This is a genomic window from Roseomonas sp. F4 (genome assembly GCF_053891155.1).
On record NZ_JBSSHK010000005.1, the window covers coordinates 529,857 to 555,224 of the forward strand.

General features: G+C 68.4%; 35 protein-coding genes. 15 read left to right on the plus strand and 20 right to left on the minus strand.

Features of this window, described 5'->3' with window-relative positions; all coding sequences use genetic code 11:
• Positions 1–10 precede the first annotated feature (10 nt).
• The 17 genes from ACVFYP_RS22280 to ACVFYP_RS22360 form a co-directional block, all read right to left on the minus strand.
• On the minus strand, positions 11–655 hold the full coding sequence (locus ACVFYP_RS22280) for a hypothetical protein (RefSeq protein WP_499202409.1): 645 nt from the start codon (positions 653–655) through the stop codon (positions 11–13).
• On the minus strand, positions 652–1,041 hold the full coding sequence (locus ACVFYP_RS22285) for a head-tail joining protein (RefSeq protein ID WP_499202410.1): 390 nt from the start codon (positions 1,039–1,041) through the stop codon (positions 652–654). The genes ACVFYP_RS22280 and ACVFYP_RS22285 overlap by 4 nt, the downstream gene beginning before the upstream one ends.
• A 7-nt stretch (positions 1,042–1,048) precedes the next feature.
• Entirely contained in the window at positions 1,049–2,065 is a 1,017-nt protein-coding gene (locus tag ACVFYP_RS22290; protein WP_499202411.1) for a major capsid protein, read from the minus strand.
• 39 nt (positions 2,066–2,104) lie between these two features.
• Positions 2,105–2,773, minus strand: a complete 669-nt coding sequence (locus ACVFYP_RS22295) for a head decoration protein (RefSeq protein WP_499202412.1) — start codon at positions 2,771–2,773, stop codon at positions 2,105–2,107.
• Between the two features lie 3 nt (positions 2,774–2,776).
• Positions 2,777–4,030 carry a S49 family peptidase gene (locus ACVFYP_RS22300; RefSeq protein ID WP_499202413.1) on the minus strand — a complete coding sequence of 418 codons (1,254 nt, stop codon included), beginning with the start codon at positions 4,028–4,030 and terminating at the stop codon, positions 2,777–2,779.
• A gap of 2 nt (positions 4,031–4,032) precedes the next feature.
• Entirely contained in the window at positions 4,033–5,682 is a 1,650-nt protein-coding gene (locus ACVFYP_RS22305) for a phage portal protein (RefSeq protein ID WP_499202414.1), read from the minus strand.
• Between the two features lie 2 nt (positions 5,683–5,684).
• Complete coding sequence (locus ACVFYP_RS22310) at positions 5,685–5,903, minus strand: phage head-tail joining protein (RefSeq protein ID WP_499202415.1); 219 nt, start codon at positions 5,901–5,903, stop codon at positions 5,685–5,687.
• An 11-nt stretch (positions 5,904–5,914) separates the two neighbouring features.
• A complete protein-coding gene (locus ACVFYP_RS22315) occupies positions 5,915–8,074 on the minus strand; it encodes a terminase gpA endonuclease subunit (protein WP_499202416.1) in 2,160 nt (719 codons plus the stop codon).
• Positions 8,058–8,639: a DUF1441 family protein gene (locus ACVFYP_RS22320; protein ID WP_499202417.1), complete on the minus strand. Its 582-nt coding sequence runs from the start codon at positions 8,637–8,639 to the stop codon at positions 8,058–8,060. Before ACVFYP_RS22320 ends, ACVFYP_RS22315 begins: the two co-directional genes overlap by 17 nt.
• Before the next feature lie 122 nt (positions 8,640–8,761).
• Positions 8,762–9,559, minus strand: coding sequence for a hypothetical protein (locus ACVFYP_RS22325; protein ID WP_499202418.1), 798 nt, complete (start codon positions 9,557–9,559; stop codon positions 8,762–8,764).
• A 5-nt stretch (positions 9,560–9,564) separates the two neighbouring features.
• The gene (nusG, locus tag ACVFYP_RS22330) at positions 9,565–10,110 is read right to left on the minus strand and encodes a transcription termination/antitermination protein NusG (RefSeq protein WP_499202419.1); all 546 of its coding nucleotides are present in this window, start codon (positions 10,108–10,110) and stop codon (positions 9,565–9,567) included.
• A 152-nt stretch (positions 10,111–10,262) separates the two neighbouring features.
• On the minus strand, positions 10,263–11,168 hold the full coding sequence (locus ACVFYP_RS22335; RefSeq protein WP_499202420.1) for a hypothetical protein: 906 nt from the start codon (positions 11,166–11,168) through the stop codon (positions 10,263–10,265).
• 2 nt (positions 11,169–11,170) lie between these two features.
• On the minus strand, positions 11,171–11,593 hold the full coding sequence (locus ACVFYP_RS22340; RefSeq protein WP_499202421.1) for a hypothetical protein: 423 nt from the start codon (positions 11,591–11,593) through the stop codon (positions 11,171–11,173).
• Positions 11,590–11,865 (minus strand): helix-turn-helix domain-containing protein, encoded by a 276-nt coding sequence (locus tag ACVFYP_RS22345; protein WP_499202422.1) that lies wholly within the window; start codon positions 11,863–11,865, stop codon positions 11,590–11,592. Before ACVFYP_RS22345 ends, ACVFYP_RS22340 begins: the two co-directional genes overlap by 4 nt.
• On the minus strand, positions 11,865–13,352 hold the full coding sequence (locus ACVFYP_RS22350) for a replicative DNA helicase (protein ID WP_499202423.1): 1,488 nt from the start codon (positions 13,350–13,352) through the stop codon (positions 11,865–11,867). Before ACVFYP_RS22350 ends, ACVFYP_RS22345 begins: the two co-directional genes overlap by 1 nt.
• A 7-nt stretch (positions 13,353–13,359) precedes the next feature.
• Complete coding sequence (locus ACVFYP_RS22355; protein WP_499202424.1) at positions 13,360–13,608, minus strand: hypothetical protein; 249 nt, start codon at positions 13,606–13,608, stop codon at positions 13,360–13,362.
• 172 nt (positions 13,609–13,780) lie between these two features.
• Positions 13,781–14,245: a phage regulatory CII family protein gene (locus ACVFYP_RS22360; RefSeq protein WP_499202425.1), complete on the minus strand. Its 465-nt coding sequence runs from the start codon at positions 14,243–14,245 to the stop codon at positions 13,781–13,783.
• Positions 14,246–14,295: 50 nt separating this feature from the next.
• Between ACVFYP_RS22360 and ACVFYP_RS22365 the strand changes: the two genes are divergently transcribed.
• The gene (locus ACVFYP_RS22365; protein WP_499202426.1) at positions 14,296–14,859 is read left to right on the plus strand and encodes a hypothetical protein; all 564 of its coding nucleotides are present in this window, start codon (positions 14,296–14,298) and stop codon (positions 14,857–14,859) included.
• Between the two features lie 57 nt (positions 14,860–14,916).
• On the plus strand, positions 14,917–15,714 hold the full coding sequence (locus ACVFYP_RS22370; protein ID WP_499202427.1) for a hypothetical protein: 798 nt from the start codon (positions 14,917–14,919) through the stop codon (positions 15,712–15,714).
• Here the strand turns inward: ACVFYP_RS22370 and ACVFYP_RS22375 are convergent.
• Positions 15,711–15,941, minus strand: coding sequence for a helix-turn-helix domain-containing protein (locus ACVFYP_RS22375; protein ID WP_499202428.1), 231 nt, complete (start codon positions 15,939–15,941; stop codon positions 15,711–15,713). The two genes, ACVFYP_RS22370 and ACVFYP_RS22375, sit on opposite strands and share 4 nt — an antisense overlap.
• Before the next feature lie 48 nt (positions 15,942–15,989).
• Here ACVFYP_RS22375 and ACVFYP_RS22380 point away from each other — a divergent pair, with 48 nt between their 5' ends.
• From ACVFYP_RS22380 to ACVFYP_RS22440, 13 genes are all read left to right on the plus strand, one after another.
• Positions 15,990–16,499: a helix-turn-helix domain-containing protein gene (locus ACVFYP_RS22380; RefSeq protein ID WP_499202429.1), complete on the plus strand. Its 510-nt coding sequence runs from the start codon at positions 15,990–15,992 to the stop codon at positions 16,497–16,499.
• 74 nt (positions 16,500–16,573) lie between these two features.
• Positions 16,574–16,984 (plus strand): MarR family transcriptional regulator, encoded by a 411-nt coding sequence (locus ACVFYP_RS22385; RefSeq protein ID WP_499202430.1) that lies wholly within the window; start codon positions 16,574–16,576, stop codon positions 16,982–16,984.
• Positions 16,981–17,253, plus strand: a complete 273-nt coding sequence (locus ACVFYP_RS22390) for an acyl carrier protein (RefSeq protein ID WP_499202431.1) — start codon at positions 16,981–16,983, stop codon at positions 17,251–17,253. The genes ACVFYP_RS22385 and ACVFYP_RS22390 overlap by 4 nt, the downstream gene beginning before the upstream one ends.
• The gene (locus tag ACVFYP_RS22395; RefSeq protein ID WP_499202432.1) at positions 17,253–17,813 is read left to right on the plus strand and encodes a hypothetical protein; all 561 of its coding nucleotides are present in this window, start codon (positions 17,253–17,255) and stop codon (positions 17,811–17,813) included. The genes ACVFYP_RS22390 and ACVFYP_RS22395 overlap by 1 nt, the downstream gene beginning before the upstream one ends.
• A complete protein-coding gene (locus ACVFYP_RS22400) occupies positions 17,810–18,133 on the plus strand; it encodes a hypothetical protein (RefSeq protein ID WP_499202433.1) in 324 nt (107 codons plus the stop codon). Before ACVFYP_RS22395 ends, ACVFYP_RS22400 begins: the two co-directional genes overlap by 4 nt.
• The gene (locus ACVFYP_RS22405; RefSeq protein WP_499202434.1) at positions 18,130–18,303 is read left to right on the plus strand and encodes a hypothetical protein; all 174 of its coding nucleotides are present in this window, start codon (positions 18,130–18,132) and stop codon (positions 18,301–18,303) included. The genes ACVFYP_RS22400 and ACVFYP_RS22405 overlap by 4 nt, the downstream gene beginning before the upstream one ends.
• Positions 18,300–18,428, plus strand: coding sequence for a hypothetical protein (locus tag ACVFYP_RS22410; protein WP_499202435.1), 129 nt, complete (start codon positions 18,300–18,302; stop codon positions 18,426–18,428). The genes ACVFYP_RS22405 and ACVFYP_RS22410 overlap by 4 nt, the downstream gene beginning before the upstream one ends.
• Before the next feature lie 118 nt (positions 18,429–18,546).
• Entirely contained in the window at positions 18,547–18,903 is a 357-nt protein-coding gene (locus tag ACVFYP_RS22415) for a hypothetical protein (protein ID WP_499202436.1), read from the plus strand.
• Positions 18,900–19,100: a hypothetical protein gene (locus tag ACVFYP_RS22420; RefSeq protein WP_499202437.1), complete on the plus strand. Its 201-nt coding sequence runs from the start codon at positions 18,900–18,902 to the stop codon at positions 19,098–19,100. Before ACVFYP_RS22415 ends, ACVFYP_RS22420 begins: the two co-directional genes overlap by 4 nt.
• The gene (locus ACVFYP_RS22425) at positions 19,097–21,373 is read left to right on the plus strand and encodes a ParB/RepB/Spo0J family partition protein (protein WP_499202438.1); all 2,277 of its coding nucleotides are present in this window, start codon (positions 19,097–19,099) and stop codon (positions 21,371–21,373) included. The genes ACVFYP_RS22420 and ACVFYP_RS22425 overlap by 4 nt, the downstream gene beginning before the upstream one ends.
• A gap of 102 nt (positions 21,374–21,475) precedes the next feature.
• On the plus strand, positions 21,476–21,559 hold the full coding sequence (locus tag ACVFYP_RS22430) for a DUF4326 domain-containing protein (RefSeq protein WP_499202557.1): 84 nt from the start codon (positions 21,476–21,478) through the stop codon (positions 21,557–21,559).
• Positions 21,552–21,926, plus strand: coding sequence for a thermonuclease family protein (locus ACVFYP_RS22435; protein ID WP_499202439.1), 375 nt, complete (start codon positions 21,552–21,554; stop codon positions 21,924–21,926). The genes ACVFYP_RS22430 and ACVFYP_RS22435 overlap by 8 nt, the downstream gene beginning before the upstream one ends.
• On the plus strand, positions 21,920–22,207 hold the full coding sequence (locus ACVFYP_RS22440) for a hypothetical protein (RefSeq protein ID WP_499202440.1): 288 nt from the start codon (positions 21,920–21,922) through the stop codon (positions 22,205–22,207). Before ACVFYP_RS22435 ends, ACVFYP_RS22440 begins: the two co-directional genes overlap by 7 nt.
• A 319-nt stretch (positions 22,208–22,526) precedes the next feature.
• Here ACVFYP_RS22440 and ACVFYP_RS22445 read toward each other — a convergent pair whose 3' ends face one another.
• Entirely contained in the window at positions 22,527–23,447 is a 921-nt protein-coding gene (locus ACVFYP_RS22445; protein ID WP_499202441.1) for a hypothetical protein, read from the minus strand.
• 687 nt (positions 23,448–24,134) lie between these two features.
• On the minus strand, positions 24,135–24,926 hold the full coding sequence (locus ACVFYP_RS22450) for a TIGR04255 family protein (RefSeq protein WP_499202442.1): 792 nt from the start codon (positions 24,924–24,926) through the stop codon (positions 24,135–24,137).
• Positions 24,927–25,368: the final 442 nt, after the last annotated feature.

Below are 25,368 nucleotides of genomic sequence, written 5' to 3' on the forward strand. Positions count from 1 at the left end.
CCTCCCTGGGTCAGGGTTGCGGGTAGGCGATCCGGACTTCCGCTTCCGCGCGGCCATCGGGGCCGGTGGCGCGGGGCGGGGCGGCGGGCGCGGGGAAGCCCGCGAGGCCGGGATAGGCGCCGAGCGGGTCGGCGGGATCGAGGGCGTCCATCACCAGGTGCGCGGCCGCCAGGCGGTCCGCGATGACGGGTTCGAATTCCTCGGTGCAGCGCAGGTCGAAGGTGATGGCGTCCTGCCCCACCTGGCGTTCGCCATCGGCGACGGAGGAGCGCGTGACCTCGAATTGCTCGCATTCCTCGAACGCCGCCATGAAGGCCTGGTCGGTCAGCAGGCCAGCGCGCACGAGCTGGGCAAGGACATCCAGCTTGGCCTCAAGCTCCGCCGTCAGGCGCTGTTCGTAGCGCAGCACGACCGTCAGGGAGACGATGGTGCGGTAGCTCGGCTGGCCGACGCCATTGGCCAGCGTGGTGCCGCGCAGGCGGTCGCAAAAGACCATGATGCCAGGCGTGCTGGCGCCGGACTGGCCGGCGCCCGGCACGGGCAGCATGTTGCTGCTGGAGATGCGCGGGGCCAGCGCCGGCAGCAGGGCCTTGAGGCGGGTGACCGCCAGATCCCGGAAGTAGGCGCGCGGGTCGACCAGGATGGGATCGGTCATGCGCTGTCATCCGGGACGAAGGCGGTCAGGGGCAGCAGGGTGCCGCCGGCGCCGTCGCGCTGCATGTCCATCACGTCGAAGGTGTGGATGCGGGCGCCGGGCGGCAGGGGCTTGTCGGCTGGCACCTGGTGGTCGCCCAGCAGGGCGACCTGCACCCGGTCGCCCTGGGCCGGCGTGAAGCCTGGCGGGAAGTCGGACAACTGCACGCCGAGCTGCACCCGGTTGCTGCTCTGCGGTGGCCCGTCCGGGAACGGGATTTCCAGCGCGACACGATCGAGCACCGCGGGCACGCCGAAGGTCGGCTCGCCCGGGCGTTCGTAAAGCACGACCTCGCCGAAGATGGCCATCACCGGGGCCATCGTCAGCTTGCCGAAGTCGAGCGCCATGGGGCGCTCAGAACCTCTTGGCGCGGAACAGCAGCTCCGGCGCTCGGCAGTAGTGCAGCGGGTAGGAGTAGATTTCCGGCTGCCACCAGAAGTTGCGTTCCATGTCCCGGACGATGATGGCGTATTCATCCTCGCCGGGCGTGTTGACGAAGTCGGCGGACTCGAAGGGGGCCAGGGCCAGACCGAAGACATCCGGCGCGCCGACCGGGAAGAACCGCGCCTTGTCCGTGTGGATCGTCACGGTTCCGGCAACGTCATCCGTGCCGCGATAGTTGGTGAAGGTGATGCCGCCATAGTCCAGGGTGGAATAGGCCGTGCTGTCCCGGAGCCGCGCGCCTTCCTGGTACTTGAAGGTGTCCCGAACCTGCGGGTGATCGGTCAGGGAATCGAAGAAGTTGTCGCCGGTCATGGCGTGGATTCGGGTAGACGGCAGGATCAGCCCCTTGGCTGCGGCCATCATCCCGCGCGTCACCTGGCTGCACTTGGCGCGGACATTGGTGTCCGGATCATCCAGCTCGAAGTCGATCTCCGCCGGCTCCGCGATATCGAACGCCTTGTAGAAATCGACCAGCAGCTTGCCGTTGGCATCCAGCAATCGGCCCTGGATGGCGCCCAGGCGATGGTATTCGCGGGTCAGCTCCAGATCCTGCTTCTGCCGGGCCTGGATCCGCATGACGGCATCCTGCACGCCCTCCAACTCCGTCGTGGAGCCGAAGGCACGAATGCCCTGGATGGCCGCCGCCTGCTGGCGCTGGCGCTTGGCCAGCCGCGGGATCTTGAGCGGCACGATATCGCGCTCCTCTTCCTGCCCCAGATCGGGCGGGCCACCGCGCTCGCTGGTCTGGATCAGCGTGATCTTGCCGGCGGACCGCTCCAGGCCGACGAACACGGTGGAGACACGGTCGGGCATAGCGAACAGGCCAAGCGAGCCCAGCCAGGCAGGCACGTAGGGAACGCGACGGATCGCGCGCGTCATTTCGACTGCGCCGAAGGCGTCGTTGTTGAAGATGTCCAGGGTCGCCATCGAAGTTTTTCCTTCAGCGGACGCGCCGCGATCGAGGGGTTATCGGGTGCGAACGACGATGCCGCGCGCGGCGAGGGAGACGATGGCGGCCGCCTTCTGGGTGGCCGTCATGCCGGTGGGCCAGATCAGCATCTGGTCATCGGCCTCGAAGTCGCGGTTGAGCACGACGCCGCGCGCTGGCTCGAGCGTGGCGTCCACGCGGTCGAACAGCACGCCGGCCGCCACCTCGATCCCACCACTGCCGCCGGGCGCCCACTGGCCCCAGAGGCCGTCATCGCGGTTCACCGTCAGGTCGAAATAGTCACCCAGGACGAAGTCCGTGGACCCATCGGCGATCACGAACTTGATCTGGTTGTTGAAGGTGGCGGCGACGGCCACGGTGCCGACCACGGCACCCAGCGGATCGGTGACGGTGAAGGTGCCGCCGTTGCTGGCCGCCGTGGTCAGGGTGGCGCGATAGGTGCCGGGGCGGGCGGTGCTGGCGACGGGCGCGGTGGCATCGACAGTGAGCGCGCCGTTGCCTGTGTTGGTGGCGCCAGGGGCGGACAGCAGCATGCCGGCGGGCATCTGCGGATCGGCCTCCCCCATCACTGTGCCGGCCAGCAACACGCCGGAGGCGATCAGCGCATGGGAACGCGAACGCCAGAAATTCGCCTCGCCGGCGATGAAGCAGCCGGCGCGCCGGCCGCTGTCGGTCAGGATCTCCATGGATCAGGCTCCCTTCTGGGTGGTGCCGAATACGCGCGCGGCGGAGGCGTTCCAGCCGTGCGGGTCCTTCGGGTCGTTGCCGGCTTCCTGCCCCACGCCGTGCGCGGTGCTGATGTTGTTGCCCTGCTGCTGCGCGGCCTTCGCGGCCAGCAGCGCCTCCGCCACCTCGCCCCGGCTGCGGCCGGCGGCGATGTGCGCGGCGGCGTCCTGCGGGCGACCATGGGTGCTGCACAGTTCCATGATGGCCGCCACCTGGGCGCGCGCCGCTTCGGTGGCCTTCGCCACCTCGGCCGCGATCATTTCGCGCTGCGACTTCGCTGCCGCCTCGGCCGCAGCCGCCGCGGCCTTCTCCTCATCCGTCATGATGGTGCTTTCCTGTGATGCCTGGCGGAGGCCGCCGGCGCGGGTTGATGTGGTCCTGGAAGACAGACGCTCCGCCTCGGCGATCGCGTCCTCGAGCGTGCCCATCCGATCGGCCAGGCCGAGCGAGATGGCCTCCGCCGCGTTCAGGCAGCGCGCCTGGGTGGCGCGCACGGCGTCTTCCGCCATGCGCCGGTTCGCGGCGACGCCCGCCACGAAAATTCCGTAAAGATGGTCAACATCCGCACGGATTCCGCTGCGCGCGTCGTCGGTCAGCGGAGCATGCGGATGGCCGTCGACCTTGTGCGCGCCGGCGAAGATGTATTCGAAGGCGAGGCCCGCCTTCTGATCCGCGCCGGATTCGTCCACGTGGAGTGCCACCACGCCGATTGATCCGACCTGGCCCGTTTCAGGCACGAAGAAGAGGTCTGCGGATGTCCCCAGCCCAAAGGCGGCGGAGTAGGCATAGGTATTTGCCGAGGCGATGATCGGCTTCGAACCGCGCAGCGCTGCCATAGACTTGGCGGCTTCGAAGCAACCTCGCGCCTCGCCGCCCGGGCTCTCGATGTCCCAGACCAAGCCACGCACAGCGCTGTCCGCCAGCGCCATGCGGCTCGCGGCCAGGATTGATTCGTAGCTCATCATCGGCATGCTCATCGCATCGATGCGCCCGGTGCGGTTCGCCAGGCCGCCGACGATGGGCACCACGGCGATGCCGCTGGGCGTGACGCGATAGGGACGCGGCGGCGGGCGCGGCTTGTCGTCATCGTCGTAATAGGCGCTGGGCTGCATGCCGAGACGTGGGCCGAGGCCGGCGACGATGGCACGCAGCTTGGGCTCATGCACGGCGAGGGGCGTGCCGAACAGGCGCGCCCGGATCAGCGAAAGCTGCGGCATGGCTACTCCTCAGCCTTCTTCGGCTTGGCGTCTGGATCGTCCGGGTCTTCCGGATCCTCCTCCTGCGTGGGCGGCGCCGGCGGGGTGGCAGCGGCTGGCGGCTTCACCAGGCCGAGGCGCCGTTCGCGCTTCTGGTCTTCGGCGCGGCGTTCGTCGGTTTCCTCGGCGTCATAGCCATTCGCTTCCATGACATCCGATCGGGCCTTGAAGCCTTCCTTCACTTCCAGGACGTTGGCCTCGATGTCCTTCTTCGGATCGACCCAGCCCCAGGGCGGCGGCATCCAGCGCGCGCGGGTGAAGGCGCGCGGGGTGCGGGCGTAGACTTCCGGCGTCAGGCCGGGCACCGCGCCGGACAGCGCGGCCTGCTGGACGAAGGCGCGCACCACGGGGCGGCACAGGCCGAAGACCATGACGCCCCACTGGAAGGCTTCGACGCGCCGGCGGTCGGACAGCGAGGATGACCGGGTGTTGCCGAAGTTGCCGCGCGTGGCGTCGCCGGTCAGGCCCTGGTAGGGCACGCCGAGACCGACCGCGATCTGCAACAGGGTGCGGAACTGGAACGCCTCGTAATTGCCGCCGACATCAGCAGGCTCGCTGAACTTCACATCCTCATCATCGTCGAGGAACTGCATGGTGCCGGGCTCGAGGCTGGCCTCATGCACGCCGTCCATGCTGCCGGCTGGCTGCACCAGGGCGCCCGCATCGGGCGGCGGGCCGAAGCCCGGATCGGTGGGGTCGCCTTCACGGCCCTTCCGGGTGACGAAGCCGCCGTACATGGCGGCGGTCTTCTTCCGCTCGATCTCCGCGTCGTCATAGAGATCGATCGAGAACATCTTGACGATGACGTTCGCGAAGCGCGACAGGCCGCGGAGCTGCCCGGCTTCCACCGGGTCCATCAGGTGGACAACCTCATCGGCCGGCACGCGGACTTTCTGGTCGGCGTATCCCTGGGCTTCGGTGCTGTCCGCCGGGTGGGCGCGGTAGAAATGATAGGCGACGCGCCGGCCGATGCGGTCGAATTCGATGCCCTGGCGCACGGCGTTGCCGCCTGGCAGCACTCGGTTGTCGTTGGCGTCCAGCATCTCGGACGGCAGCATCTGCAATTGCAGCGGCACCAGCAGGCCATCCTCCGGCCGGCGGTAGCGCAGGCGGAAGAAGACTTCGCCGACGATCGCGATTTCGCGCATCGCGCGGCGCTGCAGTCCGTAGAAGTCGGTCAGGCCCTCCGCGTCGGCCTCATCCGTCCATGCGTCCCAGGCCGCGCGTAGCGCCTTTTTCAGCGCGCGGTCTTCGAGAAGCCAGGATGGGGTGATGCCCGGGCCAATGACGGCGCTGGCGATCCAGTCGACCGCGTTGATGGCATAGGCGTTGTTGCGCACCAGCCAGCGCGCCCGCTGGGTGACGGTGCGACCGGCGCCGGCGATCAGCGTGTTGATGTGCGCCGCGGTGGGGCGGAAGCTGCGAAGGCGCCGCGCGCCCGCGCCGGCTTCCAGCCCGGCCACGCCGCCACCGGGCACGCCGAAGCCGCCGGCGACCCCGCCATTGGCGTCGATCGGCGGGCCGCCATTGTGGCCGATGCCGGCCGGCGCTGCGGGCTGGCGGCGGGTAAGCGCCGCCACGCCGCGCCAGAGCTGTGAGAAGGGTCCCGCCACGCCTACAGCCCCTTGCCGCAGACGAAGCGCATCTGGCGGATCGGCCGGCGCCCTTGCGTCAGGGCGGCGATGTCCCGATCCAGCCGCTTGAGCACCAGGTCCATCTCCGCGATGGAGCGGTACTTGACCGTGCGGCCGAGATAGGTGGCGCTCTCCACGCCCTGGGACATGGCGCGCTTGATCGCTTCCCGCTCCGCTTCGAGATCCGCCAAGCTCGCCATGGATCGTTACCTCAGCTCATGTAGCTCGATGGATTGGACCGGCGGCGCGGCATGACGCGCGCCGGGATTCGCGCCGGGATTTGCGCCACGGGGCGCGCCAGGTGGACCGGCGCGGGCGGAGCATGCAGTGGCGGCGCCACCGGCATCGGCGTGGTCGGCGCGTCATCCGGCGCGACGATCATGCTGTTGGCGTCCCAGGGCGCGGCCCAGGGCGGCGGCGCATCCCAGCGGATGCGGTGCAGGCCATGCAGGCGGGCGACAACCTCGCAGCCCACCATCATGTCGGTGCCTTCGTTGCGCACGCCGGCCGGGCCGTGCCAGGCGCCGGTGATGCGGTTGCGCTGCTCGGCGGTGAGCTGATCCAGGAAGGCGTGTGGCGGCCCGCCCGGGGTCAGTAGCGCCGCCGGCAGATGCACCGATCCGGGACGCGGCGGATCGATGGAGAGCTGCGCGGCGAGCGCATCCTTCGCGCTGTTCGGATTGAACAGCAGGATGGGCACGTCGCCGTTGGCCAGGGCCTTGCGGTCTTTCCGCTGGCTGTTCGGATAGGTGACCACGATGCGCGGGGTGGCGCGCCCGCCGCCCTTGGTCGGCACCAGGCTCCAGGCATCCTTGCCTTCCAGCTTGCCGAGGCGATGGACCTTGCCGGCCCGTTTGCGCCGCAGCCAGGCGGCGTAGGCCTGTTCCGCCACGCCGGGCTGGCCCTGACTGTCGAAGCCCGCGGCGCGGACCTTCATGTGCCGCCCGCTGCCATCGGCCAGCGGGAAGGTGTTTTCCTGCAAGCGGGTCAGCAGCGCGTCCCAATCCGCCGCGCTTGCGGCTGGGTCGCCCGGAATGACCTCCCGGTGAATGATCCAGCTTTCCGCGCCCTCGCCCCAGGCCCGCCACAACGCTTCCCAGCGGTTGCCCTGGGCATCGGCCCAGGCGGTGATGAAGCGCGCGCCTTCGGGCACAACGCCCATCGGCACGGGGTTGGCGCGGGCCCGTTCCGCCAGCGCCACCTTGTCGATCGGTCCGATATTCTGGGTGACGCCGACGGGCTCGCCCCAGGCCTTGACCATGACCCGCCGCAGATCCGCGACGTCGCCGCCGGTGGCCACGGTGCGTTCAGCCTCGACACGCTGCCGGGCCAGGGCGCCGATGCCGCCCATGACGAAGGGGGACATGGCGCCGACGATCCAATAGCCGGCGATGCGGCTGCGGATGGGATGGCCGGTGATGCGTCCGTCCTCGTCCATCTCCTCCCCGGCGCAAAGCCAGCGGCCGGTCATGTTCATGCCGTGGCGCTGGCCATCCTCGATCAGGCAGCCGCTGGTCGGGCACAACAGGCGGGCCTCGGCTTCGATCACGTCCAGCGGCGCGTCTTCCGGGTACTGGATGATCATGCGGCGGTTCGTGCCCGGGTTCGGGCTGGAATGCGCGCCGCAATGCGGGCAGCCCCACCACCAGGTGCGGCGGTCGCTTTTGGCGTAGAGCCGCATGATGCCGCGCTGGCGCTCCGGCGGCGTGTCGATCGGCCCGCCGAGATCGGGGTGGGAGATGGCGAGCAGCATGCTGTCCGACCCGGCGGACTGACGGCGGAAATTCAGCAGCGTTTCGGGGTCGCCGACGGCGGGATCGTAGGCATCCAACTCGTCGGCGATGATGCGCTGGACGTGCTTGTTGACCAGCGCGGAATCGGTGAAGGGCAGGAACTCGACACGACCGCCGCGGAACCGCTTCATCCCGATGGAATCGCGGCCCTCGCGCAGGCTGCCGAGCAGCTTGTCATGCGCGTCGAGCATCGGCTCGATCCGCGCCTTGACGTACTTCTCGATGGCGTCTTCGGTCTGCATGTACCACAGCATGTCCGCCGGATCGGCGTGCATGGTTTGCAGCAGCCAGGACTCGGCTGGGCCTGCGGTCTTGCCGGTGGCGGCGGGCCCGACGACGGCCACCGTCTCCACGCCATGCGCGGTCAGGCTCTCCATCGGGCCGCGGAGGTAGGGCGCGGTTTCGTGCGTGTAGCGCACCAGGCGGTTGCCGCTGCTGGCCTTCACCCAGCGGTGCTGCGTGGCGTGTTCGGCCACGCTGATGCTGGACGGCGGAAGGAAGGTGTCGAGCGTCTCGGCCACCAGGCGGCCGGCGTCGGCATAGGCGAATCGCTCGGCGTCGTCAGGCCGCCTGGGCATCCTCGACATCCTCGGGCGGCGGCAAGGCATCGGCGCCGAGCAGCGCGGTCAGCCTGCGATGCAGCTCGCGCTGTTCGGTGGAGATGAAGTTGCGCATGTCGCGGGCGACCTGGTCGGGCAGGTTGTGGCGGCGGGCCAGGGTGCCGGGCATCGCTTGCAGGGCCTGGTTGAGGGGCGACCAGATTTCGTTGAGGGCGGCGCGCATTTCGGTCTTGAGCACCAGGAAGCCGCGCTCCCGCGCCACCTGGTCTTCCTTCAGCATCGCCTGCGCGTTCTTCAGGCGGTCGCCGGCGGACAGGGCGCGGTCCTCGGGCGCAATCACGCCTTCCAGCGGCAGGCTGATCTGCGCGAGGTATTCGTCCTTCGCGGCGCCGGCGGCGGCTTCCTCGGCGCGCTTGGCGACGATGAAGGCGATGACCTCCGACTTGTTGAACTGCCACGGGACGCCGTTGCGGCCACGCTCCACCACGGGGAGATCGGGGTAGCGCTTCAACAGCTCCCGCATCGTGGGGCGGGAGACGCGGAGGGCATCGGCCATCTGTTCCAGGTTGACGGTCGGGGTCATGCAGCCTCACCGAATGGCAACAGCAGCGGAAACAGAAGGCGTTGTTTTTGCTTATAAATCCCGCCCGAAACCGGGGTCCGAATTACCCGTGGTCGAAGCGCCGCCTGGGGAGGACCCGCGCGTCAGAGGCGCCCCTGCGGCCCGGCGGCAGCGAGGGCGCGCTCCATCGCCTCCCCCATCAGCCGCGGCAGCGCCCATTCGATCGTGGCATTGGTCACCCCGTCGAAGTCGAGCCGAGGCGTGTAGCTCGGCGGCTTGCCGACCAGCGCCGCCACCGGCACCACGATCCGCCCGAAGCCGGAGGCGACGGTCTTGTAGATGCCCGCCGGCAGCCCGCCGCCGCGACCACCCCTGCCCTGCGGCCGCCCTGGCACGATGACGAAGTAGCTCTCGCCCTTGCGCACCCCGCGCCCTTTGCGCCCCCAGGCGTTCTGCGTCGCGCCCACTTCCTTGAAGGCGTTGAGGCTGGAGAGGATCTTGATGATCTGCCCCACCGTCATGTTGCCATGGGCGTCCATGTCGGCATGCCGTGTCGGCACCAGGTAGTAGCCCGGCGGGATCACCCCGGCCTCGGACAGCGCCTTCTCATGCGACTTCTGCCCACGAGCGCCACCGTCAATCTGGGGGCGCAGATAGACCGAGGCCGGCAGCCCCCGGCTTTTGCGGATGTCCACCCGGTCCCGCAGGCCCACCGCCGTCTCCAGCCGCCCGACCGACGCCTTGTCGACCAGCACACCGCCCAGCGTCCAACGATTGGGCCGGTCGAAGACCCTCCCGATCTCCTTCACCACAGCCGAGCGCGCGATGAAGGACGTGCCGTTGAGCGCCACCACGGCTTCCTTCGGCATCCGCGCCCGCCCGAAATCATCCAGGGTCGCGGCGAACTTCCCGAAGTCGTGGCGGATGTCGATGATGGCCACGCCAACTACTCCGCCTCAACAGCCTCGCGATCCACCTCGACCATCCGAGGCACGCCCAGCAGGGTCAGCAGCACCATGATGCGCTGCGGCCCGCGATCGGCCTGGAACAACGCCCGCAGCCCAGCCAGCGGCCCCTCCGCGATGCGCACGGCCGCGCCTGGCACGAAGGCCACGCCGCCTTTCAGCGGCGCTTCAGCGGCTTCCTCCGGCAGCGGGATCGCGCCGGTCAGGATGCCGCCGCAGCGGTCGATCAGGGCTTCCACGAAGCCGGGCGGTGGGCTGACCGGCTCGCCGCGCTCCCGTACCCCGACGATGCCGATGACGTTTGGCACCTTGGCCTTGACCCGATGCCAGGACGCATTGCCCAGCACCGGATAGGCGAACATGTAGCCGGGAAGGAAGGGGCGCAGCCGGTCATCCCGGCGAGGCTGGCGGAACACTTCCCGCGGCCAGTGGACTTCGAAACCCTCGCGCCGCACACCGATGCGCACGCGGGCGCCATCGTCGGAACGATGGTGAATGACGATCCAGCGGCGGAATGGCTGACGCACCGACAGCGGTTGTCCCGCTTCGGTGGACGCGGGGCACGAAGGCCCGGCGGTGGAGAGGCGCGCCCCGGCCTGACCAGCGGCGCTCATGGATCCACGCCGCATCGCTACGCCGGACCCGGCTGCGTCGTCAAGCATCTTCCTTGCTCCCTCGCTCATGCCGCCCTGCCATCCCACACGCCGCCCGAGACCGTCCGCGCGATGCGCGCCTCGATCGCGGCGATGCGCGCCGTGTCCTCCGGCGTGTCCCGCACCACGCGAGGCGCGCCCGCAGATGCCACGGGCCGCGCCCGTTCCTCCGCCACCGCACGGTCGAAGTATTTGAAACTGATGACCTTGTGGGCGCTGAAGCCCGGCCGCTCGACCACGCGGGCAATGGCGGCGCGGATGACCTCCGCCGAGGCGCCGCCCGTCATCCAGGCCTGCACCGGCCGATAGTCGAAGCCGCCCCGGCTGCCATCCAGCCCGATCATCTCCGCCAGCTCGACGCCCAGCGTGACATGCGGATACGCATCCGCCCTGGCCGAGTCGCGCGCGGGGGATGGAGAGGACTCACTGACCACTACTTCACTTGTACTAGTAGTAGTACAGGGCAGCGTTACCGCGCTGGGTTTCCCCGGTTGGGTTTCCTGGGTTTCCGCCTCCGCCGCGCGCCCACCTGGCAGCGGCAGCATCATCTCCCCTTGCTTGCGCCGCTGATAGGCCTCCGGCGTTTCATCCTTGCGAGGCCTGCCGCCGCGCGAGCCGTTGCGGCGGGCCACTTCGGCACGGGACGCGACCTCGACCAGCAGCGGCACCGCCAGCGTATCCGCCGCGCCGCGCACCAGCAGGCCTTCGGCGCAGAGGGTTTCGAGATGGGTTTCGGTTTCGGTTTCCCCCGCTGAAACCAGCAGCGAAACCCGGGCGCTTCCGCCAAAGGGCAGGACGCCGACAACCGGCGACCGCGCCGCCGCCTCCGCGACCAGCAGGAACAGCATGCGGGTGGCCAGCGGCAGGGTGCGCAGGCGCGGGTCTTCGTGCAGCGCGGCCAGCAAGCGGGCGCAGAGGCAGCGGCGGGCCATGGTCAGGTGCTTCCCGGTTTGGCGTCTTGGGTTTTGGAAGGGCGCGGGAACTCGATGACCCTTGCTCCCGCCGAAGCGGGATCGCGCTCGGTGGCGAGCACCTCGTCTCGGATGACCTTCAGCGCCTCCCCAATGGGGCGGAAAGCGCCGCGCAGGTCATGATGCGTGACGCCGGAGGTATCGACCTCCGCATCGAAGCGGTCCGCAATCCGCAACAGGATCTCGCGCGAACACCCCTCGCAACCTGGCGCTTTGTAACCCACGGAAACCAATGTCAGCACCCAGGGCGCCTCCGGCTGCAATGCGGTCCACCCAAATGCGGGATGCACCGCCCACTGGCCGCGAAGCTGCGATAGCTCGGCCCAAACCATTCGCTCGCCGGCATCTGTCCTAATGGCGACGGTCGCGCGCGCTCGCCCGCTCATGCCGCCTTGCTCCCAGACGCCGCGCCGATACGCGCTTGCGCGTATCGCACCACGCGCCGCAGCCCGAGCGCCGCCAGCACGCGATCGCTGATCTCCCGTCGGCAGGACAGCACGTCATTCACATGCTGCGCCGTCAGCCCATGCGCCTCCGCCCAGGCCTTCTGGCCGCCCGCGGCATCACACGCCTGGCGCAGCGCGGCGAAGACACCGATGGCGTCCAGCAGCGCGGGCGCGGGCGTCTCCGGCGGCCCGTTGTGACCGATCCCCGCCATCAATCCCCCCCGCCCTCATCGGGCCGCTCATCCGTGAATTCTGCCGTGGCATCGTTGAAGCGCACGCGCACCGGCCCAATCGGCCCCTGGCGCTGCTTTGCGACGATGATGGTGCCGCGCCCGCGCTCCCGCGCCACGTCGGCTTCCCACATCCTGCAACGGTCCTCGAAATCCGCCGCCTTCTCATTGTCGCGGCGGCGCGGTTCGGCGCGCGTCAGGTAGTAGTGCTGGCGGATCAGGAACAGCACCAGGTCCGCATCCTGTTCCAGCGCCCCGGAATCGCGCAGGTCCGCAAGGTTCGGTGTCTTGTCGAGCCGGTCTTCCACCTTGCGGTTGAGCTGTGACAGCAGCAGCACGGGCACTCGGAGTTGCTTCGCCAGCCGCTTCAAGCCCTTCGAGATCTCGCTGACCGATGCCAGCGCGGCATTCGCCTGTTTCTGCGCCGCGCCACTGGCCTCGAGGCAGCTCAGATAGTCCACCACGATCAGGCTCAACCCACCGGGCTGACGCTGCATACGTCGCGCGCGGGCGCGGATGCCTGGAACGGTGAACACGCCATCATCCCAGACGATGGGCAGGCGCCCGATCTGCACGCTGGCAATGGCCACGGCGTCCAGTTCCGGCGCCCCGCGCTCCAGCGAGCGCCACTGGCCGCTTTCCGGGTCGATCAAGCCGCCGGAGGTCAGCACCGACAGGGGCAGTCGCGCCTGCGCCGACACGGCCCGCGCCATCACTTCCTCCGCCAGCATCTCGGCGGAAATGAACAGCACCCGATTCCCCGCCGTGGCCGATGCGATCGTGATGCGCAGCGCCAGCGAGGTCTTACCCATGGATGGCCGCGCACCGAGCAGCACCAACTGGCCAGGCCGCAGCCCACCCGTCATCCGATCCAACCCGCGAAAGCCGGTGGTGACGCCGGCCAGCGCGCCTCGACGTTCGACGACAGCATCCACCTGGCGCATCAGCGAATCGGCCACGACATGCCCGTCGCGCGCCGTCTCGGCGCTGTCGCTGCTGGTCAGCCGCATCAGCCCTTCATCGGCCGCTTCCAGCACCTGCGCCGCCGTCAGCTCCCCATCCACCGACCCATAGGCCCGATCGATGGCGGCGCCGCAGACATCCACGATTTCGCGCCGCAGCCACAGGTCGCGGATCACGCGGGCGTAGTCGGGAGCGTTGATGATGCCCACGGTGGCGACCAGCAGATCGCCGAGATAGCGCGCCCCTCCCGCATCCTTCAGCAGCTCGTCGTTTTCGAATTCCGCACGCAGCGTCACCGCATCCGCGATCTGCCCGGCTTCGCAGCGCCGCTGGATGGCGGCGTAGAGGCGCGCATGCACGGCGTCGGCGAAATGCTCCGGCCGCAACATCTCCGCGACCTTGTCATAGACCTTGGGGTTCGACAGCAGCGCCCCCAGCAGCGATTGCTCCGCCGCCAGGTTGACCGGAGGCTCCCGCGCCGCGAGGCCGTGGATGGGATCGATCATCTGGCGCTCACGCCTCACCCTTGGGCGGCAGGTGCAGCCGCACGGCCCGGGCGAAGCCCACCTTGACGCCCTCCATCACCACAGGCCGCGCCGCCGGTGAGGCCAGGCGGGCCACGATGTAGCCGATGGCACTGACCAGCGTGGCGATCGCCACCAGCCAGTTGCTGCCGGCGGCATGCAGCACCGCATCCAGCCGCACGGCATCCACATCCGGCAGCCGCAGCGCCTCCGCCGACGATTTCGGGCGCGCCCCCATCACACCCTCCCCAAAAAGCGCCCGGCGAGGCCAAAGCCCCGCCGGGCCAGTCTTGGGAGGAAACGCCCACCGCCGTGTGACGCCAGGCGGCCATGGCGAAAAGCGGGGCGCCGGACGCAGCCGACCATCCCCGCCATCCCGAAAGCCCGACCGCAGATCCGCGCGGTCACGGTCATGCGTCGTCACCCGAACCGGCCGGTCGTTCGGCCAGCGCGCGCGTCAGATAGGCATCGGCGCTGCTGGCGGCGCTCATCAGCGCCCGCAATTCGCGCTGGATCGCCGCCTTTTCGGCCATCGTCACCTGCCCGTCCTGCCAGGCGGCGGCATAGGCGGCGAAGACCTGCCCGACCTCCTGCCCCAGCTTGGCCAGCAGTGCGCCGAGTTGCCCGCCGGTCATTTGCTCCACCAGCACCAGCCGGTAGCCGGCGCGCCGCGCCAGCTCCGCCGTCATCGTCGGCGCGCCCGCCAGCAGTTCCAGCCGCGCCACCACATCGACCGGGGCGAACAGCGGCTGGTGCGGGGACTGGTAGGCCGCGAGCTGCGATCGCCCGACCCGGCTGGCCGAGGCGGCGGCATCCAGCCCGCCAACAGTCTCGATCAGCGCGCGGGCCAATGATTTGAAAGCCATGTCGCTCATGTGGACAGGTTCCGGATGACGAAGGAGGTAGCGCCCGGCAGGTTCGCCCCATGCCCGACGCCGCTGATCTCGTTGCGAGCCCGCCACCCACCCGCCACACTGCCGTCGTGGCGGCGGAGGAAGCGGAAATGCGGCAATGGATGGCTTTGCTGGCCGGCCTGGTGCTGGCCGGGGATGCGGCAGCGCAACGCCCGCCGCCACCCGCCCCGAGCACCTACTGGCCGCCGGCGGGCCGCATCGGCATCGCCGCCGCGATGGGCGAGCGCACCGCGCACCACTGCGTGCTCAGCCTGGTGCTGCTGAATAACAGCGGCCAGGATTTTCGGTACGTGACCGCGGAGATGGAGGTCTTCACCCGGCGAACCCACGGCGAGGTGACCGATGTCGCCTTCCGCCTCGCCGACAACGGCCGGCCGCGCGTCGCTGACGCCTTCGTCGGCACGCCCTGCCCTACCCGGCCCCGCATCGTCATCCGGTCCCTGACCTGCACCGGCGCCGACCACATCCGCGTGGACTGCTGGGACATGCTGCAAGCCGTGACACCACCCAACCGCAACACCCCGCCGCTGCCCCTGACCATCCACGGACGGGCGGAGGACGCCCCCAATGGTTAGGCGCGCGCCATGAGCGACCTTGCCCCATGGGCCGGGCTGGTGCTTTTGGCCCTGGTCGTGATCGCCAGCTTCGGCGGAAAGGGCACCCCTGCCCCAAAGCAGCCTCAGCCGGCGCCGGCCGCGCCCAGACGCCGCACGCCGAAACAGGTTGAGCCTGTCTTCATCATGGCACCCATCCTGGCCAGCCCGCGCGACATGCGGGCGGAGATGGACGTCATCTTCGACGACGCCGGCGACGAGAGTGACAGCGGCCTCTTCCGGATCGTGGCCCTGCGTGGCTTCCGTGCCGATGGCAAGGCCCATCTCAGCGCCATCGACATCCGGAAGGAAGGTGCCCGCAAAACCCGCTCCGTCCTGGTCGAGCACATCCACCACCTGCTTCCCGCCGGCGTCGACGATGCGCCCGACGACGTCGAACGGTGGCTTCGACTGGCCGGCGGCCTCGGATGGCCCGACGATCTGGCCTGGAAGGCCGAACAGGATGCCATCGCGGCGGCGGAGGCTGCGGAGGACGCCGCGTGGGAAGCGCACCTGGCCCGCCTGGCGCAGCGCATCGGCGGAGAGGAAACCCTGGTGGCCCCGACCCGCATCCGCCTGCGGTCGCGCCGCAATGGGGCGGACGCTGATATCACCACCCTGGTGCTGGGCTTCGATACCGACGAAGCGGGCCAACCCTCGCTGCTGTTCGTGGCAAAGAGCGCCAGCGCCAAGCGAGGCCGCCTGATCTATCTCGCGGAGGCCCTGGAATCGGGCGAGGAAACACTCGTGGCGCTGCACGCCCCACCGGACGGCCCGGAGGTCTCGGACATCCCCGCATGGCTGGCTGGCCTGCCAAGGCGCGAAGCCCATGACTAGGCCACCTTCGCGGGGGCCGGCGCCGCCAGCCGTTCCCGCAGGCCACCGGCGCCCGGCGGGGTCCACTCCACTTCGGCAGCCAACGCCATGTCCCAGAGGGTGAGGTGATGCTCGGCGGGAACGGCATCTGCCGCGATCCAGTTGGAGACCGCACCGGACGTCACCCGGCAACGTCCCGCGACGGCCTTGTTGCCACCCAGGGCGACGATGAGGAGCTTGGTCTTCATGACCCTAAGATTTCAGGCTCGCTTAAAAAAATCAATAGGCAGCCTGAAATGCTCGTTTCAGCGCGCCTTGCTACCGCTGTGCGCGTGCAAGACCCACCCACACCTCTATCCGAACTGGTCGTCGGCTGCGGCGATCGGCTCACCGCCACCAGGCTTGCCCTGGGCTTCGTGACTCAAACCGACTTTGCCGAGAGCCTTGGCATAACCGTCCAGCGGCTCAACCAGTGGGAGCACGAGAAGCACCCGCCGGACATCCACGTCATGGCGCGCCTCAAGCGCAACCACTTCGTGTCGCTCGACTGGATCTACATGGCCGACCCTTCCGGCCTCAAATGGTCGCTGATACAAAGACTTGTGACGCTCGGCGCGCAGAACGACGCGCCGGTTTCAGCCCGCCGGCTTCGCACGACGATCGGCCGCGACCCTGACAGCCCAGCCGTACAATCGCTGTATGAGGACCCAAGCGGCTTCCGCGAAGACCCACCCACCTCGCCAACCGATCCACCCCGCAAACGCCGGGGCCGCCCCGCCAAGCCGAAGGTCGGCGAGGCCGATTAAGCCTGCCTGAATTTTTATAGTTGCCAATTTAAGGCCGCCTGATAATTTCGCCCCGTCACTCGACGGAGGCGCCCATGGCCACGCCCACCCCCCCCACCCAAAGCCTTGCCAAGATGCCGCCCAGCCTGGCGGCGCGCCTGGCACAGCCGGCGGTCGCCACGCCGCCGGACCCGGTGGACACCCTGCGCCGCGCCCTGGTCACCATGGTGCGCAGCGACGCGCCGGACCTTAGCGCCCGCCAACTCGCGGTCCTGCTGACGGCCTCTGGCGCCACCCTCGGCGTGCGCGAGCTCGCCTGCATGCTGAACATCAGCAAGCCGGCCGTGACCCGCGCGATCGACACGCTGGTCGCCCACAGCTTCGCGCAGCGTGACGACCACCCCACGGACCGCCGCCAGATCGTGGTGACCGTCACCCCGAAGGGCGATGCCTTCCTGGCCCTGTGGCGCGCGGCGCTGGCCGGCGCGGTGGAGGCGCGGCAGTGACGTCCGAACGCACCCCGCCCGCGGCGCCCGACGCCCTCGAAACCCGATTGCTGGAGCTGGTGACCGAGCACCTGGGCCGCGAGGCCGGTGAGGTCACGCTGGACAGCAACTTCGAAGACGACCTCGGCGCCGACAGCCTCGACACCATCGAACTCGCCATGGGCTTCGAGGAGGAATGGGGCATCGTCATCATGGATGACGAGATCGAAGGCCTGGAAACCGTGCGCGACGCCCTGGCGCTCGTGCGCGAGAAGCGGGCGGCCCTGTGATGTCCGCCACCGCTACCCTCACCCCCGCCGGCCACCTGGCCCTGTCCCTCCGCGAATGGGGTGTCCAGGATCACGACACCCACGCGCTGATCACGCTGCAGTCGCGCTCCGTCGGCGCCATCTACTGGATCAACGACGCCACGCGGCTGCGGCAGGATCTGCAGGGAGCGGCGGCGATGCTCGAAGCGCAGGCGACGAAGCTGGTCGCGACTTCATGCGCAAAGGCCGCGCCGTCGCCGACGATGCGCCCGCATGAATGCGTCATCCTGGAGCTGGCGCGCGAGCGCGAGCGTCAGATCGACGGCGAGGGTTTCGCGCTTGAGCGCGACGATCAGTACGACCGCGGCGAACTGGCGCTGGCCGCAGCCTGCTACGCCGGCGAAACCGGCACCTTCGGCAGCGGCCTCCTGGGCCAGGTGAAGCGCCTGTGCTGGCCCTGGTCCGCACTCTGGTGGAAGCCGACTACCCGTCGCCGCGACCTGATCAAGGCCGGCGCCTTGATCGTCGCCGAGATTGAGCGGCTGGACCGCGAAGCCGCCCGACGGGTCCCCGCGAGATGACCTCCCTCGAATCCGTCAGCGTCGCTCTGGCACATCTCGACAGGCGCCTGCGCACCATCCCTGGCACCACGGGCGGCTTTGACGCGGACGCCTACCTGGTCGCCGCCGCCGCGCTGGAGGAAGCCGCCGTCGCGCTGGAGCACGCCGCCGAGCAGCCGGCCGAGCATGGCAAGGCCTGCCGCGCGACGCTGAAAAGCCTCGCCCGCCAGTACCGCGCCCTGTCCGACAAGTCATCGGCGCTGGCACCGGTCTTCGCGCCTCCGCCGACGGATGACCCTGACTGGGATCGCGGCATGCTGCCGAAGGAATCGCAGCGATGACCTTGCGCGGCCGCCGCCTGCGCCGCCGCGCGCTCAACCGCGGCCGCGATGTCGGGATGGCCCTGGCCATGCTGACCGTTGTCGCCCTGGCCGTGCTCGGCATGGCCGCCGCCCTCTGGAACCCCACCGCGCAGCGCATTGCCGCTGCGGCATGGAGCGTCACACGATGACCGTTCTCGCCGCCGTGCGCCGCCGGATGGAGACGCTGCGCACCCTGTTCCGCGAGGCCCCCAAGGAAGCCCGCACCTACCTCGGCCAATGGCGCCTGATGCAGCGCGCGGCCGGCGCCACGTGACCCGCGCCGCCCCGCCGCCGAACCCGGCCAAGAAGGACGCCAGCCGTCCTTGCACCACCTGCCGCTGGTCACATTGCGGGTGGTTCGCCCGCGTCTTCGGGAATTGGAACCTCGCCCGATGCAGTCATCCCTCTTCGCCCGCGTCCACGATCCACGTGGTGACCGGCATTACGATGCGGGACCCGCCGCCGCGGTGCTGGATGGCGCGGCTCGACGGGCAACCCTGCGGCCCGAGCGGCCGACTGTACCAGCCGTGACCGCGCTGGCCCTGACCGGCGACGAGCGCCAGGCCCTGGCCGGCGTCGCCGCGCTGCTGGCCGGGCACCTGCCGGCGGAAGCGCTGGCCTTGCTGCGTGGCCGCGCGCAGCGGGTGGGCCAGGCCATCGCCGCGGTGATCGAGGCCGGCGCCGACCACCTGGTGGCCCATCGCATGGCCAGGGAGCTGCTGACCCCTCGCAAGGACACCGCGCCATGAAGCCGCGCCTCACCTGGCCGCCCTCGCCGGCGGAGACGCTGCCGCCGCTGCCCATCACCGGCAAGCGCCGCCTCGGCACCCCGCGCCTGCTGGTGGTGCTGCACGACGACGCCACCGAACAGGACCGCATCGACACCGCGCGCGAATTGCTGGCCGGCACCGGCCTGACCCTTGCACCGGAGAGCACCACGCCATGACCGTGCGCCCCAACAGCGGCATCGCCCTCACCATCCCCCTCACCGCCATTGTGGTGCCGGAGGATGGACTGCGCCGCGTGCGCGCGACGGCGGAGCAGGATGCCAACCTGCTGCGCAGCATCCAGGCCCTGGGCGTGTTGCAGCCCATCATCGTGCGCGCGCACCCTGTCGACGGCGCGCTGTGGCAAATCGTCGACGGGCGTCGCCGCCTGGCAGGCGCCCGCGCCGCGGGGCTGGAGACGATCGCCGCCGTGGAGCGGACCGACCTAACGGATGCCGACGCCACCGCGATCGAGGCCGCCGCCAACATCCAGCGCGCGAACATGGCGCCCGTCGACCAATGGCGCGCGATCCGCAGGTTGCAGGATCTCGGTTGGCAGTTGGACGGCGCCGCCGATGCGCTGGGCATCGCGCACCGCCTGGCGCGGCGCCTCGACAAATTGTCGCGGCTGCACCCGACCGCGCTGGCCGCGATCGAGGCGCACGGCATGCCGCACGCCCATCACCTCGCGATGATCGCCCGGGCCGCGCCGGAGGTGCAGGAAGCCGCTTTCGCCAAGGTGGCGGAGGGCGCGGAGCCCATCTGGTACAACGTCGCCGAGGCCTGCCACACGCGCCGCATCTGCCGCGACACCGCGATCTTCGACACGGACCTCGCCGGCGTCGTCTTCGAGGAAGACCTTTTCGCCGAGCCCGGCGCCGCCGACCAGTTCACCACCACGGACATCGAGGGCTTCATGGAAGCCCAGCGCGCGGCGCTGGCGAAGCGGGTGGAGGATTCGAAGGGCCGGTTGCAGCTCGCGACGCTCAACAAGTCCGGCGATGCGGCGCTACCCAAGGGCTGGCAATACGCCTCCGGCTGGCGCTTCGGCGACGCCAGGATGCCAAAGGGCATCACGGGTTTCGTGTGGGTCGACACCAATGGCGACATCCGCTCGCAAGGCGCCATCCCACCGGCGACGGAGCGCCCCGCCCCCACGCCGAAGGCACCGCCCACCGCCAAGGCCCCGGCTGCCGACGATAGCACCCCGCACGAGCCGGAGGCGGATGCCGACGAAGACTTTGACGACGGCGGCGGCGAGTATGTCCCGCGCCCGCGCGCCGAACCCGCGCCCAAGCCGCGCCTGACCGAGGCGGGCCGCCAGTTGCTGGCGGAGCTGCGCACGGACGCCTTGCGCGCCGCGCTGCGCGATCGCCCGGCGCCCAACGGCACGCAGCCCCAGGCCCTGCTGTTGCTGGCCCTGTCCGCCAGCAACCTGACCGCCCTCGGCGAGCGCGGCAGCAAGTTCGGCCGCACAAGCTTCGAGGATGTCGCCGCCGCCACCTTCGCCGCGATCTTCCAGCCCGACGGCGACCGAAAGCGCGACATGCTCGACCAGATCACGCGGGAGGCGATCGCGCGCATCCTGATCTGCAACGGCACCAAGGCCGGCAATGGCAGCGGCGACGCCGCCGGATGGATCGGCGCGCTGGTCGGGGCGGAGGCCGTGCTGCCCCGCCTCGATCGCGCGGACCTGCTGGCCAGCATGTCCGGCGACCTGCTTCGGGAGCTGGCGGAGGCCTCCGGCGTCAAGCCCGGCAAGGTCAGCACGATGCGCACCGCCCTCGCCGGCAACACGCCAAACCTCCGCCTGCCGGAGGCCGCCTTCGGCGCCCCGATCCCGGAGGTCGATCCCGAGCCCCCGCCCTGCGACCGCGCAGCCGGCGCCGATCGCTGCGGTTGCGGCTGGAAGGCGGCGGACGGCGACACGGCGGAGGAATGCGCCCTCGCCACCTGGCAGGCGCAGATGCGCCGCCTGGGCCTGTGGCACCCACCCGCCGAGGCGCGCCAGGCGCCCGCCGAGGAAACCCCTCCCGCGCCGCACGTCTGCCCCTGGGACCGCGCCAGCCCCTGCCGCGACCGGGCGGAGGAGGCCTGCCAGCACGGCTGCCCGCTGCGCCCGCAGTTCGAAGCCTGGGCGGTGGAGGAGGCCGCCCGGAAGACCCGCGCGGACCACGAAGCCCAGCGCCAGGCCGATGCCGCGGCGTTCGAGGGCGCCGAGCCCGCCGCAGCGCCCCGTCGCGGCCGCAAGCCCAAGCCGCAGGTCACCTGCGGTTGGGAGGACGGCAGGATCTGCACCCAGGAAGGCACCACGACCTGCGACAAACTGTGCGACCGCCACAAGGCCTACGCCGCCTGGATCAAGACCCCCATCGGCAAAGCCGCCCGCCGCAAGCACGCCGGCGCCGAGGCCAGCCAACAACGCCGCCAGGGCCGAAAGGTCGCGCCATGACCCAGCAGCAAGCGATCGCCGTCACCGCTCTGGCGGTGCTGGCCGCCATCGTTGGGTTGATGCTGGTGAGACTGGTGTAATGGGCGAGAACAGCAAGATCGAATGCGCGGCCGCAACCTGGCGTGCTGGTTCCGACTGGATCAGCCCTGCCACGCCAATGTGCTGCTGGAGATCGCCAATGCCTGACCTCCGCGCCCCCATACTCGCCCTCGCCTTGGCCTTGTTGGCCACCCCAACCCTCGCCCAGCGAGCGGAGGTGATCGACGGGGACACGATCCGCGTGGCCGGCCAGGTGGTGCGGATGGTGGGGCTGGACGCGCCGGAGATGCGGGGCCGATGCCCGGCGGAAAACGCCCTCGCCCGCCAGGCCACCGCGCGCCTGCGGCAACTCGTGCAGCCCCGCGTTTGGCTGGAGCGGCGCGGCCTGGACCGTTACCGGCGCACCCTGGCCATAGTCCGTGACCGCACGGGGCGCGACCTTTCCCAGGTGCTGATCCGGGAAGGCCTGGCCCGCCCCTACGACGGGCGCGGCCGGCGGCAGGGGTGGTGCTGATGCCCAAAGACACTCTCTCGCCCGAAATCGGCTCCGGCCTCGCGATTGGCACCATCGAAGGGCCAATGGGCTGGTTGGAGGTGAGGCGCCGCCTTCGCGGTTGGGCCGGGCCGCAGTTCAGCTGGCGCGATTTAGTGGGAGCCCCTCCCGGGCCGGAAGCGCCGCCGCGCCTCACCCACGGCCTGCTGGCCCATCAACGTCGCCTGACCGGCGGCATTTCATTGGTTCTGGGCTGGGCCAAGTCTCCGCGGCGCCGCGCGAAGGAGAACGACGATGAGTGACATCGAAGGGCTCTGGGGGCCAGCCGAAGTCGCTAAGTTCCTGGGTTACAAGGAGTCGACGGTGACGCGAATGGCCTCAGCCGAGCCTGAGAAGCTGCCGCCGCGCGTGCGGACCGTGGCGAAGCCACGCTGGGCGCCGGAGGTGTGCAGGCAATGGGCGCTAGACCACAGCCGACCTTTGGAGGCGCAGGCGAAGGTCGGCCGGCCGCGGAAGGTGGTCGCAAGATAAAGCGCGAATCAGATCGAAAAAGCTTTAACGCGACAAATCGCGCTACGGGATGGTTTTGATTTATATCTAGCGAATAGAGAGACCTCAAGCTCAGCTCTGCTCGCCGGCAGCAACACTGTCAGACGATGATCGAAGCCCAGCGGTCAGGGAGACAGAGAGCGAATCGAGATCGATCCGATCGCTCTCTATATAAGACCGCGCGTCCACATCTTCAAGAAAACAGAGGCGATAAGGCAGATCCAGATCTAGCTTAAATTTTCCGGATGTGTCGAACAACTTTAACCAACCATCAACTTGAGCATCGTCAATTGGAGTCGGTGGCGGCTGCTCATCATCAAGTATAAATAAAAAGCTCAGACGAACCTCTTGGTCGTCCCAGCCAGGAGCTGCTCTGACCCTAATCTCCCGAAGCGCGCGAGCGAGAGCGCCTTCCACCGAATCTTTAGAGTGCCGCCGCTTAATCCGGCGACTCACCTTGCTAAACGCTCGCGAAAAATCGTCTGGGAAGGCAAAGCGCGACTTTTTTCGGGCTAGTGCATCTGCGAATGAGCGACGCTCTGTATCGTCCCTGCATCCGCCCTCCCTAGTGAGGCCGGCAAGGACAGCCTTTTCAACGGTCATGGTTCGGTCGAGGTCCGCGACCAATCTCAGCGACGCCGCGCCAGGGATGAAAGCGTACCGTGGTCGTTGAAGGCGTCGAATTTCCTCGAGCTGTTCTGGCGTAACCTCGACCAGCGGTGAAACTTCCACGTACGGCCGATTCGCCGCTTCGCGGACGATATCGCAAGTCTGGGTAACGATGACGACCCCTTTCTGCGTCGTTGGTACTCCCACCACGCCGCCTCCAGCATCAGGCTCCAATTCTGCCGCCGCAATCGCCTCTGGAGTTAGCGGGTTGGATAAATGCGCCAAATGGATGAAAAAAATATCGCCACCAAGAGCGAAATCACCCTGCCCCCACTTCCGCAGAGCAGTATCTACCGAAGAGATCCCGGGGGCAGCGTCGAACATTCCCTTAAGCCGTCCGAACCGGACGACGAATAACTCGTCCACGGACTATCGGCGAAGCCGGTACCTCAATAGTGTCCTGCCTCGCATCAAGCAACGCTACTGGCGATGGCGGCTTTCGTAGGTCTTGAGTTCTTGTCGACTGAGCAAGCGACGGCCCATCAGACCGCCTCTTTCCTCGCCCAACTACCTGCACGAACTCGCTGAAGCGGCGTTGAGATAAAAGATCGGAGCAGAGACGGCCGTTCTCGTCTGTAGCCGCAAAAATGGCTGTGCGGGTGGCGCGCCCGGTGCCGCGATCCACGGATCGTATCGCCGCCAGAAGGCAGGCAAGTCGCTCTTCATTGGCGGAGCCGATAGGTCGGCCGTTGGCCCAGAAATGGAGCGTCCGCCTGCTCACTCCCATCGCCGACGCCAGCTCCTCCCAAGTAAAGCCGGAGATACGGCGCACCTCCGCTATCTTCCGTCCCGGAGCCTCTGCTGCACGCAATGGGTCGGACCAACGTGGGGTAAGTGTCCGAGGGCTTGAAGACGTACCGCTTGCACACAACGGCAGAACAGTACTCGAGGCGGTAGTCGGGGTACCTGCCAACGCGCATGCGAATATCGCAACGGCAACCTGACGAACCGTCGTGATGAACACATGCTGTGGTAGCGCCAGCATGGCCCCTGGACCGAAAACGGCGATCATTATGCCCCCCCGTGCTCGCGCAAAAATTCATCCTTCGTAATCCATCGGAACAGCCGGTAAGATTGTTGCGCAAGATCAGCCGAAAGCTCAGAAAGATGCACTGGATCAAACGCCAAGCGCTGAGATCGAAATGTGTCGATGTCCAGGACCCATGTCGGCGAATCGACAGGCTCGATAGCCGGATCATAGGACATATTAGGAGGAAGATGGCCATGCCGCAAAAGCATCTCCCCTCCAACCCCTTGTAGCGCCAGGTGGGTCTCGGTCAACGACAAATGAGTAAAGCTGGCCAGTGAGGACGCGGAGATACCCAACATTTCCTGACGCACAAGCGAAGAGAGCCGATTGAGAATTGGCCCCTTGAGGCGGTTCACGTAGCGAAGCCCTAGTCGCTCAATCACCTGAGGCCGAAAGGCTGCATTGGCAGCGTGAAATAAAAGATCCAGCCGATCTATAAAATTCTTCCTAGAAGAATAGGCCCTCGTTTCTAATGCCACAAAATTGTTAGTGACCGAAACCCACCACTCATCCCTAGCGTCACTGAATTTCCACAGCGCGACAGTTCCAACTTTAACTTCCCCGTGAGCACTGACGGAGACCTCTCGAACCTCTTCTTTTCTAAGAACAGGATAATATTCCCGAATTGTTTTTTGAAATCCGCTGATCTCCGCAGCATTCTCGAGCGCCAAGATCGGAGGAAACCGCACCTGCGCGATCACCCTTGCCAGCGGAGCATGTATGAGGGCGACCTCGTTAGGAGGCGGTCCATCAAAAGGGTTGGTCAGATCCATCAGACATGCGTTCCCCATGGTGGTGTGAAATGTAGTGTGAAACGGGCTGTGGCGCCAGGGCTTAGTGCTCGCAAACTGAGGCACTCCTCCAGATCATCAGCACTGGTCAGCAACAGGGGGAAGCCATGGCGGCGGCTGCCGTAGCGATGAGCGAACGACCGCTCCCATCACCGCGCGCCGCGGGTACTCCGGCCAAGCGGCCCGCAATGGGTGCGTTACTCATCGGGGGGGGAGAACTGCGACAACCACTTGACGAAGGAGTAGAGGGCTTCGGAGTTGCAAGCGGTAGATGACCAGACAGCATAGCGCGGTCTATCCTGTCTCGGAGATCGCACTTCATCTTCGCGATTGACGCTATCGAGAGTGTCAACAAGACACATCATGTCGCACGTCCGGGCGACGTTTTTTCGTTTCCTGCGAGACACTTAGCAGAGAAATTGCT